Consider the following 13,344-nt stretch of genomic DNA (forward strand, 5'->3'; position numbering starts at 1 on the left):
CATGCAGTGCCGTCAGGCGTCGCCCTCGCGCTCCGCCAGGAACTTCTCGAACTCCTTGCCGATCTCGTCCGCCGACGGGATGTCCACGGGCTCCGCCAGCATGTTGCCGCGCTGGTCGGCGCCGGCCGCCGCGTCGTACTGGTGCTCGAGCCCCTGCACCAGGGACACCAGCTCCTCGTCGCCCTCCTGCACCTGCCGGTCGATCTCCGTCTGGGTGCGGTGCGCGTCCGTGCGCAGTCCGTGCGCGACGCCCGGCAGCACCATTCCGGTCGCCGCCGTGATCGCCTCGAGGACGGTCAGCGCGGCGTCCGGGTACGCGGAGCGGGCGATGTAGTGCGGCACGTGCGCGGCGACACCGAGGACGTCGTGCCCGGCCTCCATGAGCCGGTACTCGACGAGGGCCGCGGCGCTGCCCGGCACCTGCGCCTCGTCGAACGGGCTGCGGTGCCCGGGGATCAGGTCGGTCCTGTTGCCGTGCGGGGTGAGGCCGACGGGGCGGGTGTGCGGGACGCCCATCGGGATCCCGTGGAAGTTCACCGCGAGGCGCACGCCGAGGCGCTCCACGATCTGGCCGACGGCGGCCGCGAAGCGTTCCCACTCGACGTCCGGCTCGGGCCCGGCGAGCAGCAGGAACGGCGCGCCCGTGGCGTCCTGCACGAGCCGCACCTCCAGGACCGGCGTCTCGTACTCGGTCCACCGGTCGCGCCGGAACGTGAGCAGCGGGCGTCGCGCCCGGTAGTCCACGAGCCGGTCGTGGTCGAAGCGGGCGACCACCTGGTGCGGCAGGGAGTCGATGAGACGCTCGACGATCTGGTCGCCGGTCTCCCCCGCGTCGATGTATCCGTCGAAGTGGTAGAGCATGACCAGCCCCGCCGACTCCTGGGCCAGCGCCATGTCCACGGCGGCGAGCCCCTTCGGCTCCCATGAGTACAAATCCTGCGGATCAAACACAGCGACCGCTCCTCCTCGTGTTCCACCCGAACAACGACGGGAGCGTGCCAACACATTCCCTGTTCTGGGGACGCGGGGAACCGCGCGCGCAACACCTCGCCGGTGACACGGCCGACGGGGCGAGCCCCTGTGGCCCAGGGCACAAAAAAAACGGTTGGGCCGCACCTCCCGGTGCGGCCCAACCGCTAACTACCTGCTAGCGCAGAGCGTTTCAGCTCTGGCCACCCGCCAGCTTCTCGCGAAGCGCGGCCAGCGCCTCGTCCGAGGCGAGGGCGCCGGAGTTGTCCTGCGACTCGGAGGAGTACGAGCCGCCGCCGGAGGCGGCCGGAGCCGCACCCTGCGGAGCGGCCGCACCCTCGGCCTCGGCCTGAGCGTCGGCCTCGCGGGACTTGATGACCTGAGCCTGGTGCTGCTCGAAGCGCTGCTGCGCCTCGGCGTACTGGGTCTCCCAGGCCTCGCGCTGGGTCTCGTAGCCCTCGAGCCAGTCGTTGGTCTCGGGGTCGAAGCCCTCGGGGTAGATGTAGTTGCCCTGGTCGTCGTAGGACGCGGCCATGCCGTACAGGGTCGGGTCGAACTCGACGGCCGACGGGTCGGCGCCGAAGGCCTCGTTGGCCTGCTTCAGCGAGAGGCTGATGCGGCGACGCTCGAGGTCGATGTCGATGACCTTGACGAAGATCTCGTCGTTGACCTGGACGACCTGCTCCGGGATCTCCACGTGGCGCTCGGCCAGCTCGGAGATGTGGACCAGGCCCTCGATGCCCTCGTCGACGCGGACGAACGCACCGAACGGAACCAGCTTCGTGACCTTGCCGGGAACGACCTGGCCGATCTGGTGCGTGCGGGCGAACTGCTGCCACGGGTCTTCCTGCGTCGCCTTCAGCGACAGGGAGACACGCTCGCGGTCCATGTCGACGTCGAGGACCTCGACGGTGACTTCCTGGCCGACCTCGACAACCTCGGACGGGTGGTCGATGTGCTTCCAGGAGAGCTCGGAGACGTGGACGAGACCGTCGACGCCACCCAGGTCCACGAAGGCACCGAAGTTGACGATCGAGGAAACGACGCCGGAGCGGACCTGACCCTTCTGCAGGGTGGTGAGGAACGTCTGGCGCACCTCGGACTGGGTCTGCTCGAGCCAGGCACGGCGGGACAGGACCACGTTGTTGCGGTTCTTGTCCAGCTCGATGATCTTCGCCTCGAGCTCCTTGCCCACGTACGGCTGGAGGTCGCGGACACGGCGCATCTCGACGAGGGAGGCCGGCAGGAAGCCACGGAGGCCGATGTCGAGGATGAGACCACCCTTGACGACCTCGATGACGGTACCGGTGACGATGCCGTCCTCTTCCTTGATCTTCTCGATCGTGCCCCAGGCACGCTCGTACTGAGCGCGCTTCTTGGACAGGATGAGACGGCCTTCCTTGTCCTCCTTCTGGAGAACCAGGGCCTCGATCTCGTCGCCGACGGCCACGACCTCGTTCGGGTCGACGTCGTGCTTGATCGAGAGCTCGCGGCTCGGGATGACACCTTCGGTCTTGTAACCGATGTCGAGGAGGACCTCGTCCCGGTCAACCTTGACGATGACGCCGTCGACGATGTCGCCATCGTTGAAGTACTTGATCGTCTCGTCGATGGCGGCGAGGAAAGCTTCCTCGTTACCGATGTCGTTGACCGCAACCTGCGGGGTGGTGGCGGTGGTCTCGGTGCTGCTCGTCATGTGGGAAAGGGCTCCGGCGGACATTGAAAGTCGGTGGGTACTGCTACGCCGGGAGCCCGTTTCGCTCTGAAGAAGCCGGACAGCCTTGGAAGCGCCGAATCCGGGCTTCCCTTGGGGAACCGGTGGCGCCTCGATAACCGAGGGGACATACAACAGATGCGAGCACAGCCTGCTATGTCCGAGGTGCGCAGGCCCGCAGCGCAACTTGTAGCATACGGGGGCAGCCGGACAGGGTCAATGCGCGAACGCGCACACCCGGGGCGGATCGCCGCATACCCGGCAGAAAACCTGTCGCAGGAGGCCACTGGCGCCGCCGTGGCCCCGCAGGGCCCGCACACTATTACGAGGGAGCCGATCATCCAAGAGTCCGGACCAATGGAAGCGTACGACTCCCCCGCCTCGATCGACGACGACTCCACGGCGACCCGCCGTGACGCGGACACGTCGGAGAGCTCACGGGCCAATCGCGGCTGGTGGGACAGGAACGCGGACGAGTACCAGATCGAGCACGGCACGTTCCTGGGGGACGACCGTTTCGTGTGGTGCCCCGAGGGGCTCGACGAGATGGAGGCCGAGCTGCTCGGCCCGCTCGACGACCTCGCGGGCAAGGACGTCCTGGAGATCGGCGCGGGCGCCGCGCAGTGCTCGCGCTGGCTGCTCGCGCAGGGCGCGCGCCCCGTCGCCCTCGATCTCTCGCACCGGCAGCTCCAGCACGCGCTGCGCATCGACGGCGGCAAGGTGCCGCTCGTGGAGGCCGACGCCGGGGTGCTCCCCTTCAAGGACGGCTCCTTCGACCTGGCCTGCTCCGCGTACGGCGCGCTGCCCTTCGTCGCGGACCAGGTGAAGGTGCTCCGCGAGGTGCACCGAGTGCTGCGGCCCGGCGGCCGCTTCGTCTTCTCGGTCACGCATCCGATCCGCTGGGCGTTCCCCGACGAGCCGGGCCCCGAGGGCCTGTCGGTCTCCGCGTCGTACTTCGACCGCACCCCTTATGTGGAGCAGGACGACCAGGGGCGTGCCGTGTACGTCGAGCACCACAGGACGGTCGGCGACCGGGTGCGGGACATCGTGGCGGGCGGCTTCCGGCTCGTCGATCTCGTGGAGCCCGAGTGGCCCGAGTGGAACACGCAGGAGTGGGGCGGCTGGTCCCCGCTGCGCGGCAACCTGATCCCCGGCACGGCGATCTTCGTCTGCGAGCGCCGTTAGTTCCGCCCGTCCGCGGCGTTGGACACTGGTCGCGTGATCCGTGACGACGCCCTGCGAGCACTCCCCGTACGTTCCGCGCTGCCCGCGCTGACCTCCGCGCTCGACGCGGACGGCGTCGCGGTGCTCGTCGCGCCGCCCGGCACGGGCAAGACGACGCTCGTGCCGTTGGTCCTGGCCGGGCTGCTCGACGAGGGCGCTCCGGTGCGGCGTGTGGTGGTCGCGGAGCCGCGGCGGATCGCGGTGCGGGCCGCGGCGCGGCGGATGGCGTGGCTGCTCGGCGAGAAGCCCGGGGAGAGCGTCGGGTACACGGTGCGCGGCGAGCGCGTCGTCGGGCCCCGTACGCGCGTCGAGGTGGTGACGACGGGTGTGCTGCTGCAACGGCTGCAGCGGGACCAGGAGTTGGCCGGCGTCGACGTCGTGATGCTCGACGAGGTGCACGAGCGGCACCTCGACGCCGACACCGCGACCGCGTTCCTCTGGGACGTGCGGGAGACGCTGCGGCCCGAGCTGCGGCTCGTGGCGGCGTCGGCGACGACGGACGCCGAGGGCTGGTCGGCGCTGCTCGGCGACGCCCCGGTCGTCGAGGCCGATGGCGTCTCGTACCCGGTGGACGTGGTGTGGGCGCCGCCCGCGCGTCCGGTGCGGCCGCCGCACGGGATGCGGGTGGATCCGGCGCTGCTCACGCATGTGGCGGCCGTGGTGCGGCGGGCCCTGGCCGAGCGGGACGGCGACGTGCTGTGTTTCCTGCCGGGCGTCGGGGAGATCGCGCGGGTCGCCGGGCAGTTGGGCACGCCGGACGACGTCGAGGTGCTTCAGGTGCACGGGCGGGCGCCCGCCGCCGTGCAGGACGCGGTGCTCGCGCCGGGCGCGCGGCGCCGGGTGGTGCTGGCCACGGCCGTCGCGGAGTCGTCGCTGACCGTGCCGGGGGTGCGGGTCGTCGTGGACGCGGGGCTCGCCCGTGAGCCGCGGGTGGACCACGCGCGCGGGTTGAGCGCGCTGACGACCGTACGGGCCTCTCGGGCGACCGGGACGCAGCGGGCGGGGCGTGCCGGGCGTGAGGCGCCGGGCGTGGTGTACCGGTGCTGGGACGAGGCGGAGGACGGGCGGCTGCCGCGCTTCCCCGCGCCGGAGATCAAGGTGGCGGATCTGACGGCGTTCGCGCTCCAGGTGGCGTGCTGGGGCGATCCTGACGCGTCCGGGCTCGCGCTGCTCGACGCGCCTCCGGGCGGGGCGATGGCGGCGGCGCGGGCCACTTTGGCCGTGGTGGGTGCGGTCGAGGGGGATTCGGGGCGGGCCACCGGGCGGGGCGGGCGGTTGGCCCGGATCGGGGTGCACCCGCGCCTTGGACGTGCGCTCGTGGATGCGGCTCCCGTGGTGGGGGCCGAGCGGGCCGCGGAGGTCGTGGCGCTGCTGAGCGAGGAGCCTCCGCGCGAGTACGGGGACGATCTGGGGCGGGCGTTGGGGAGCGCGCGGCGGGGGCGGGACGCGTATGCCGGGCGGTGGGCCCGAGAAGTCCGGCGGCTGGCCCGTCTGGTCCCGGACCCCGCGCCTTCGGCGCGGGAGACGCCCCTCCCACCCATCCATGCCACCGAACCGGGTGGCACCGGGGTGACCGGCGGCGCGGACGGCGCCGGCGTGAGCCGCTCCGGAGCCGGTCGTGACGACTACGTCGCCGGGATCGTCGCCGCCCTCGCCTTCCCCGAGCGGGTCGCCCGCAAGACCGGCGGGTCGCTGCTCATGGTCTCCGGTACCCGCGCCGACGTTCCCGACGGATCCACCCTGCGGGACGCCGAGTGGGTGGCGGTCGCCGTCGCCGACCGGCCGGTGGGGGCCGGGCACGCGCGCGTGCGGCTCGGCGCCGTGGTGGACGAGGAGACGGCGCGCCGGGCCGCCGCCCCGCTGTTCGGAGAGGGCGACGAAGTGGCATGGGCCGACGGCGACGTGGTCGCGCGGCACGTGACCCGGCTCGGTGCGATCGAGCTGGCCGTGCGCCCGCTCAGGGAGCCCGCCCCCGGCCTCGTAAGGGACGCGCTGGTCGAGGGGCTGCGGCGGGAGGGGCTCGGGCTGCTGCGGTGGGGCAGGGACGCCGTGGCGCTGCGGGAGCGGCTCGCGTTCCTGCGGCGGCACGTAGGAGAGCCGTGGCCCGACGTGGGCGACGAGGCGCTGCACGCGCGCGTGGACGAGTGGCTGGAGCCGGAGCTGAGCGCGGCGCGGCGCCGGGCGGACCTCGGGCGGATCGACGCCGGGGAGGCGCTGAAGCGGCTGCTGCCGTGGGCCACGGGCGAGGCGGCCCGGCTCGACGAGCTGGCTCCGGAGCGCCTCGAGGTGCCCAGCGGGTCGCGGGTGCGGGTCGACTACGCGGATCCCGAACAGCCGGTGCTGGCGGTGAAGTTGCAGGAGATGTTCGGGCTGCGGGAGACGCCGCGGGTGGCCGGGGTCCCCGTCCTCGTCCACCTGCTGTCGCCCGCCGGGCGGCCGGCGGCGGTCACCGCCGACCTCGCCTCGTTCTGGGGCGACGGCTACCGCTCCGTGCGGGCCGATCTGCGCGGCCGCTACCCGAAGCATCCGTGGCCGGAGGACCCGGCGACGGCCGAGCCCACGCGGCACACGAACGCCCGTCTCAGACGGTGACCGGGTCCGGTTCGGGCTCGGCCGCCGGGGTGTCCTCCGGTTCGCCGGGGCGCCGGCTGCGGGCCTCCAGCCACAGGGAGAGCGCGAGCAGCAGCGCGCCGAGGATCAGGAAGCCCCAGGGGAGGTAGGACGTCAGGAGGAGGACGAGGACGCGCTGGGACTTCACCAGGTCGACCGTCGACTCGATGAAGTCGGGGCGCATCTTCACGTGGCCGGCGAACGCGGTGACCTTCTTGTCGGGGTCGGCGGCGAGGAGCGTGCCGCCGCGCATCTCCTCCTTGTGGATCTCCTCGCCGTAGACGGGGGCGCCGGTCGTCGGGTCGACCCAGAACTTGCGGACCGTCGTGTAGTACATCTTGGTGCCGGTCTTGGCGACGGACTCCGGGGTGATGCCCTTGACGGGGAGCTTCTTGGGGAAGGGGACCTTCGTCCACGGGATGGTCTGCTCGAAGTAGTAGACGCTCAGGCCGTGGAAGTTCTGGGTGCCCTTGTAGTGGATGGGGCGGGTGACGCGGGCGCGCGCGTCGAAGTACTCGTAGTCCCGCTTCTCCGTCAGGAACGGCCACTTGAACTCGATGCCCTGGCGCTTGACCGGGTCGCCGTCGACGGATTCGCCCTTGGCGTGCACGGGGGCGGAGCTGTGGGCGTCGAAGATGTAGCGCTCGGGGATCTGGGAGACCATCTTGCCGTCGGGTCCCACGACGTAGGTGAGGCCGTCCCAGACGACGACGTCGCGTCCGGCGCTCTCCTCCACCTTGTCCGACGCCTCGACGTTGCCCTTGAGGGTCTGCACGATGCTGAGCTTGGGGACCTTCTTCTCCTTCATGGTCCCGTAGTCGACGAGCGTCGCGTTCTTCGCCTCCAGGACCATCGTCTGGTACTGGCTGGGCGGGATCTTCGCCAGGCGCGGGAACGCGTACCAGCGCATCAGCGGGGACAGCGCCGTGAAGAACACGGCGAAGGCGAGCAGGATCAGGCTGGCCTTGCGGCGCATCGCGGCGGCCCTCCTCAGCTACGGGCGTGTCACGGGTTCTACGGGTGTTTCGGGACCGAGTGCAGCAGCGGTTTCGGGGACGTCTCGCCCGGCGGGGCGCCGATGGCGCTCATGGTGAGGACGAGGGCGAGTGCCGCGGCGAGTCCGATGGCGGCGGCGATGAGGGCACGCATGTCCGACCTCCCTGCAGCCCTGTGACAGACGGAATCTGATGAGGCGTCAGGCCTCCGGGTCGGTGCACCGTAGCAACGCGGAGCGGGAATGAGAACAGCTTGTACGGGACGTAGTTGAGCCCCCGGCCGAGTGCGGCCGGGGGCTCAACCATGGGCTGTGCGGGGCGGGTTACGAGGCCGTGGCGGCGGTCACCTTCAGGTCGACGACGATCGTCGCGCCGCCCGTCGTGGTGACGCGCAGCGGGAAGGTGCCGGTGGTGTCGTCCGCGTACAGCTTGGGCAGCACGAGGTGTCCGTCGGCGTCGGTCTCGAGGCCCTTGAGGGTGCGGACCGGCTTGCCGTCGGCGTCCTTGAAGTAGGGGCCCTTGTCGGCCTCCGTCGCGTCGTCCTTCGACTTCACGAGGGTGGCGGTCGCGGCGACCTTGTCGGCGACCGCGCCCTTGTACGTGGCCGCCAGCTCGACGGCCTTGGCGAAGGTGCCGCCCGCCTCGCAGCTCAGCTCGTCGTCACCGACGCGGGTCAGCTCGTCGGCGGCGCGCGGGGTGACGCTCGCCTTGTAGTCGAGGGCCACCGAGCGGCCGACGACCATGGCGCGGACCGTGAACGAGCCGGTCTTCTCGCCCGCCTTGAGGGCCGGCGCGGTGGCGGTGCCGGAGCCGCTGGTGGTGACGGTGGCGCTGGTGGCTCCGCCGGAGAACGTGGAGTCGGTGTCACCGACGATGCTGAAACGGATCTTCACGGAGCCGACGCCGGAGCCCGCCGCGTTCTTGGCCTTGACCGAGACCTTGGTGGTGAAGGGGTCGCCCGCCATGGTGCTGAGGCTGCCGGTGCCTGCGTCGGCGAGCTTGGTGACGGATTCGGCGGGGCTGGTGACGGGCGGCGAGGTGGTCCCGCCTCCGCTGTCCGAACCGCCGCCCGTGCTGCCGCCGGTGCTCCCGCCGGGCGTCGTCGAGCCGCCGCCGGGGGACGTGGAGCCGCCGCCGGACGACGGGGGCTTGGACGGGTTCTTCGGTGTCGTCGAGCCGGAGGGCCGGTCGGACGGTCGGCCGCTGGTGGTCGGCGACGGGCTCGCGCCGCTGCCGCCGCCGGTGCTCGGGTGCCGGGGCAGCACGCCGGTGCCGTCGGGGACCGAGTGGGAGTGCTTGCGGTAGTAGTCCAGCCAGGACAGGACCGTGGCGAGGTACTTCGTCGAGTTGTTGTAGCTGAGGATCGCCTTGTTCAGGTCCGTCGCGTTGGACAGGTCGCGGTCGGCGCGGCACAGGTAGTGGCCGGCGGCGAGGGCCGCGTCGTAGACGTTGTTGGGGTCCTTCTTGCCGTCGCCGTTGCCGTCCCGGCCCGCCCACTCCCACGTGGAGGGGATGAACTGCATGGGGCCCACGGCCCGGTCGTGGACCGTGTCGCCGTCCCAGGAACCGCCGTCGGTGTCGCTGATCTTCGCGAAGCCGTTGCCGTCCAGCGGCGGACCCGTGATCGCGTGCAGCGTGTTGCCGTCCTTGTCGACGTCGCCGCCGCGGGCCTGCCCGGACTCGACCTTGCCGATCGCGGCGAGCAGCTGCCAGTCCAGGTTGCAGCCCGGCTTCGTGGTGCCTATCTCGGCCGCGGCCTTCTTGTACGCGTCGAGGACGGTCGCGGGGATGCCGGAGTCGTCGCCCTTCTGCGCGGAGCCGCCGGGCGGGGTCGTCGGCTCGTCGGTGGGGCTGTCGAGCGGGGGCAGGTCCGTGTAGTAGTCGGGGCCCGTCGCCGAGTCCGGCGGCGTGTCGTCGGAGCGGTCCGCCGCGGACCTGCCGCCGTCCGCGCTCGGAGTGCTCACGCCCGGTGCCTGGGACGCGGTCAGGGCCGCCACCGCCGCGGCGGCGACCGCGGCCGTCGTGACACCCCTGCGCAGTCGCCTGCCGAATACCGCCGCCATGCCGCGTACCCTCCCCTTGTCGCCTGCCACCGGTGTCGACCGTTCCCGGACCGGCGCGCTCCCCAGCGCACCGATCCGCCGACCCTACGACAACTTCCGCCGCACAGACACCCGTTCGTGCCCGGTATTGACCGAATGGCCGGGTGCCGGGTGTCGTACGATGCCACGCTCGCACGTACGGGACAGCGGGGGGACACGTGCCGTTCACCATCAGCCATGCCGCGGCGGTGCTGCCGTTCGTGCGGCGGGACGGGGCGGGGCGCGGGCCGTTCGTTCCCGCGCTGCTCGTCGCGGGGTCGTGCGCGCCCGATCTGACGTACTACGCGGCGGGCGCGGTGCCGGGGGCCATGGAATTCGGCGCGTTCACGCACTCGTTCGCGGGCGTGTGCACGGTCGACGTGGTGCTGGCGGTGACGCTGGTGGGGGTGTGGCGGCTGGTCCGCGACCCGCTGCTCGGGCTCACGCCGGAGCGGCTGCGGGGACGGCTCGCGGCGGTGCTCGGGCCCCGTGCGCGTACGGGGTGGTGGCCGGTGTGGTGGTACGCCTCGGCGGTGCTCGGGGCGACGACGCACATCGTCTGGGACGCCTTCACGCATCCGGACCGGTGGGGCGTGCGTCTCTTCCCGATCCTCGACGAACCCTTCGCGGGCTCGCCGTTGTACTGGTACGCCCAGTACGCGGGTTCGGCGGTGGCGCTGGCCGTCCTGGCGTGGTTCGCGTGGCGGGCCCTGCGCTCGGCCACCCCCGTCCCCGCCCCGGTCGGCGGCCCGCGGTGGCTCGGCTGCCTCCTGATCACGTCGTGCGCCTGCCTTGCGGCCACCCTCCGGGTGACGCGCTGGCTGTCCTACGTGAACGAGGCCGACCTGCCTTGGCAGCCCTGGGAAATCATCCCGGCCCTGTGCTTCGGGGCGGGTGCGGGGGCCGCGGTGGGGGTGGTGCTGTACGCGCTGGTGAGCCGTGCCCGTAAGGCTTCGCCGACGAAGCCTGCCGACACGTCGAGCCCCGTGACGTAAGGCCGGTGCAGGCCGCGAAGACGCGACCCGCACCGGCCGGCCAGGCCCTAGTGGGCCGCGGACTCCCAGTCCGTGCCGAGGCCCACGGAGACGTCCAGCGGCGCGCGGAGCGACACCGCTCCGGCCATCTCGCGACGCACCAGCTCCTCCGCCGCCTCGGCCTCGCCGGGCGCGATCTCGAGCACCACTTCGTCGTGCACCTGGAGCAGCATCCGGGACTTGAGGTTCGCCTCCGTGAGCGCCTTGTCGACGTTCAGCATCGCGATCTTCACGATGTCGGCCGCGGTGCCCTGGATCGGCGCGTTGAGCGCCATGCGCTCGGCCATCTCGCGGCGCTGCCGGTTGTCCGAGTTCAGGTCGGGCAGGTAGCGGCGGCGCCCCAGCATCGTCTCGGTGTAGCCGGTGGCGCGCGCCTCGTCGACGACGCGCCGCAGGTAGTCCCGCACCCCGCCGAACCGCTCGAAGTACGTGTCCATCAGGCCGCGCGCCTCGCCCGGGTCGATGCCGAGCTGGCCGGAGAGGCCGAACGCGGAGAGTCCGTACGCGAGCCCGTACGACATCGCCTTGATCTTGCGGCGCATCTCGGCGTCGACCTCGTCGCGCCCCACGCCGAAGACCTGCGAGGCGACCGTGGTGTGCAGGTCCTCGCCGGAGGTGAACGCCTCGATGAGGCCCTCGTCCTCCGACAGGTGCGCCATGACCCGGAGTTCGATCTGGCTGTAGTCGGCCGTCATCAGCGACTCGTAGCCCTCGCCGACGACGAAGCCGCGGCGGATGGCCCGGCCCTCGTCGGTGCGCACCGGGATGTTCTGGAGGTTCGGGTCCGTCGACGACAGGCGGCCGGTCGCCGCCACCGTCTGGTTGAACGTCGTGTGGATCCGGCCGTCCGCCGCGATCGTCTTGATCAGGCCCTCGACGGTGACACGGAGCTTGGCCTGCTCGCGGTGGCGCAGCATGATCACGGGCAGCTCGTGGTCGGTCTGCGTGGCGAGCCAGGCGAGCGCGTCGGCGTCCGTCGTGTAGCCGGTCTTGGTCTTCTTCGTCTTCGGGAGGTCGAGCTCTTCGAAGAAGACGGCCTGGAGCTGCTTCGGGGAGCCGAGGTTGAACTCGTGCCCCACCGAGTCGTGCGCCTCCTTCACCGCCTGCTGGACGGCGCCCGCGAACATCTGCTCCATCTTCTCCAGGTGGGCGCGGTCGGCGGCGATGCCGTGCCGCTCCAGGCGGGCGAGGAGCGTGGACGTCGGCAGCTCGATGTCGGTGAGCAGCTCCGCCGCGTTGACCTCCTTGAGGCGCTCGCCGAAGGCCTCGCCGAGGTCGAGGATCGCGCGGGCCTGCACCATGAGGGCGTCGGCCTCGGCCTGGTCGTCCTCGTCGGTGCCGAACGCCAGCTGCCCGTCGGCGGGGCCCGCCGGTGCCAGCTCGCGGCCCAGGTACTCGAGGGACAGCGCGTCGAGCGCGAAGGAGCGGCGGCCGGGCTTGACCAGGTACGCGGCGAGCGCGGTGTCCATGGTGATGCCGTCGACGGTCCAGCCGTGCTCGGCGAAGACCCGCATGACGCTCTTCGCGTTGTGCAGCACCTTCGGCTTCTTGGCGTCGGCGAGCCAGGCGGCGAACGCCTTCTCGTCGGCCTCGTCGAGCGTCGACGGGTCGAACCAGGCGGCCTCTCCCCCGGCCGCGGCGAGCGCGACCTCGGTGACGGAGCCGGTGCCGAGCGACCAGGTGTCGACGGACGCCATGCCGAGGACCGCCTTGCCGTGCTCGGCGAGCCACGGGGCGACCTCGCCCGTGCCGAGCACCGTGCCGTCCAGCTCGACGCCCGGCTCGGCCGGCGTCTCCTCGGCCTCCGCGGCGCCCGGGTCGACGGCGAACAGGCGCTCGCGCAGCGACGGGTTACGGATCTCCAGGGTGTCGAGGATCATCGCGATGGCCGTGCGGTCGTACGCCGTGCGCGCGAGCTCGTCGACCGTCTTGTCGAGCTTGACGTCCCGCACCATCTCGGTCAGCCGCCGGTTGAGCCGGACCGAGTCGATGTGCGCCCGGAAGTTCTCCCCGCCCTTGCCGGTGATCTTGTCCGCGTTCTCCAGGAGCGCGTCGAAGGAACCGAACTTGTTGATCCACTTCACCGCGGTCTTCTCGCCGAAGCCCGGGACGCCCGGCAGGTTGTCCGAGGAGTCGCCGCGGATCGCCGCCACGTCCGGATAGATGGAGGGGTGGACTCCATACTTCTCCTCGATCTTCTCCGGTGTGAACCGGGTCAGCTCCGAGACGCCCTTCGTCGGGTACAGCACCGTCACGTTCTCCGTGACCAGCTGGAACGAGTCCCGGTCGCCCGTGACGATCAGGACCTCGAAGCCCGCGGCCTCGGCCTGCGTGGCGAGCGTGGCGATCACGTCGTCGGCCTCGAAGCCGTCGACCGCGAAGCGCGGCGTGTGCATCGCGTCGAGCAGCTCGCCGATCAGCTCGACCTGGCCCTTGAACTCGTCCGGGGTCTTCGACCGGTTCGCCTTGTACTCGGCGAACTCCGCGGAGCGCCACGTCTTGCGCGACACGTCGAACGCCACCGCGAAGTGCGTGGGCTCCTCGTCGCGCAGCGTGTTCGCCAGCATCGACGCGAAACCGTAGATCGCGTTCGTCGGCTGGCCCGTCGCCGTCGTGAAGTTCTCCGCGGGCAGCGCGAAGAACGCCCGGTACGCCAGCGAGTGCCCGTCCATGAGCATCAGGCGGGGACGCCCGCCCGAGCTGCCGTCTGCTGCCTT

General features: G+C 71.7%; 9 protein-coding genes. 3 read left to right on the forward strand and 6 right to left on the reverse strand.

What is annotated here, in order from left to right; genetic code table 11:
- Positions 1-12: 12 nt before the first annotated feature.
- Positions 13-951: a PAC2 family protein gene (locus tag ACTWJ8_RS11955; protein WP_356388181.1), complete on the reverse strand. Its 939-nt coding sequence runs from the start codon at positions 949-951 to the stop codon at positions 13-15.
- A gap of 211 nt (positions 952-1,162) precedes the next feature.
- Entirely contained in the window at positions 1,163-2,665 is a 1,503-nt protein-coding gene (gene rpsA, locus ACTWJ8_RS11960) for a 30S ribosomal protein S1 (protein WP_356388179.1), read from the reverse strand.
- Between the two features lie 375 nt (positions 2,666-3,040).
- Here rpsA and ACTWJ8_RS11965 point away from each other — a divergent pair, with 375 nt between their 5' ends.
- The gene (locus tag ACTWJ8_RS11965) at positions 3,041-3,868 is read left to right on the forward strand and encodes a class I SAM-dependent methyltransferase (RefSeq protein ID WP_356388177.1); all 828 of its coding nucleotides are present in this window, start codon (positions 3,041-3,043) and stop codon (positions 3,866-3,868) included.
- 33 nt (positions 3,869-3,901) lie between these two features.
- Positions 3,902-6,499, forward strand: a complete 2,598-nt coding sequence (hrpB, locus tag ACTWJ8_RS11970; protein ID WP_443263788.1) for an ATP-dependent helicase HrpB — start codon at positions 3,902-3,904, stop codon at positions 6,497-6,499.
- On the opposite strand, the gene ACTWJ8_RS11975 is transcribed toward hrpB, so the two are convergent.
- The 3 genes from ACTWJ8_RS11975 to ACTWJ8_RS11985 form a co-directional block, all read right to left on the reverse strand.
- On the reverse strand, positions 6,489-7,493 hold the full coding sequence (locus ACTWJ8_RS11975; RefSeq protein WP_443263789.1) for a DUF3068 domain-containing protein: 1,005 nt from the start codon (positions 7,491-7,493) through the stop codon (positions 6,489-6,491). The two genes, hrpB and ACTWJ8_RS11975, sit on opposite strands and share 11 nt — an antisense overlap.
- Before the next feature lie 38 nt (positions 7,494-7,531).
- Positions 7,532-7,666, reverse strand: a complete 135-nt coding sequence (locus ACTWJ8_RS11980; RefSeq protein WP_356388171.1) for an SPW_0924 family protein — start codon at positions 7,664-7,666, stop codon at positions 7,532-7,534.
- Between the two features lie 169 nt (positions 7,667-7,835).
- Complete coding sequence (locus ACTWJ8_RS11985; RefSeq protein ID WP_356388169.1) at positions 7,836-9,575, reverse strand: lytic transglycosylase domain-containing protein; 1,740 nt, start codon at positions 9,573-9,575, stop codon at positions 7,836-7,838.
- 197 nt (positions 9,576-9,772) lie between these two features.
- Here ACTWJ8_RS11985 and ACTWJ8_RS11990 point away from each other — a divergent pair, with 197 nt between their 5' ends.
- Complete coding sequence (locus ACTWJ8_RS11990; protein ID WP_443263790.1) at positions 9,773-10,588, forward strand: DUF4184 family protein; 816 nt, start codon at positions 9,773-9,775, stop codon at positions 10,586-10,588.
- A gap of 47 nt (positions 10,589-10,635) precedes the next feature.
- On the opposite strand, the gene polA is transcribed toward ACTWJ8_RS11990, so the two are convergent.
- A complete protein-coding gene (polA, locus tag ACTWJ8_RS11995; protein ID WP_356388286.1) occupies positions 10,636-13,305 on the reverse strand; it encodes a DNA polymerase I in 2,670 nt (889 codons plus the stop codon).
- Positions 13,306-13,344: the final 39 nt, after the last annotated feature.

It is taken from the genome of Streptomyces sp. SDT5-1 (genome assembly GCF_052245995.1).
Lineage (GTDB): Bacteria > Actinomycetota > Actinomycetes > Streptomycetales > Streptomycetaceae > Streptomyces.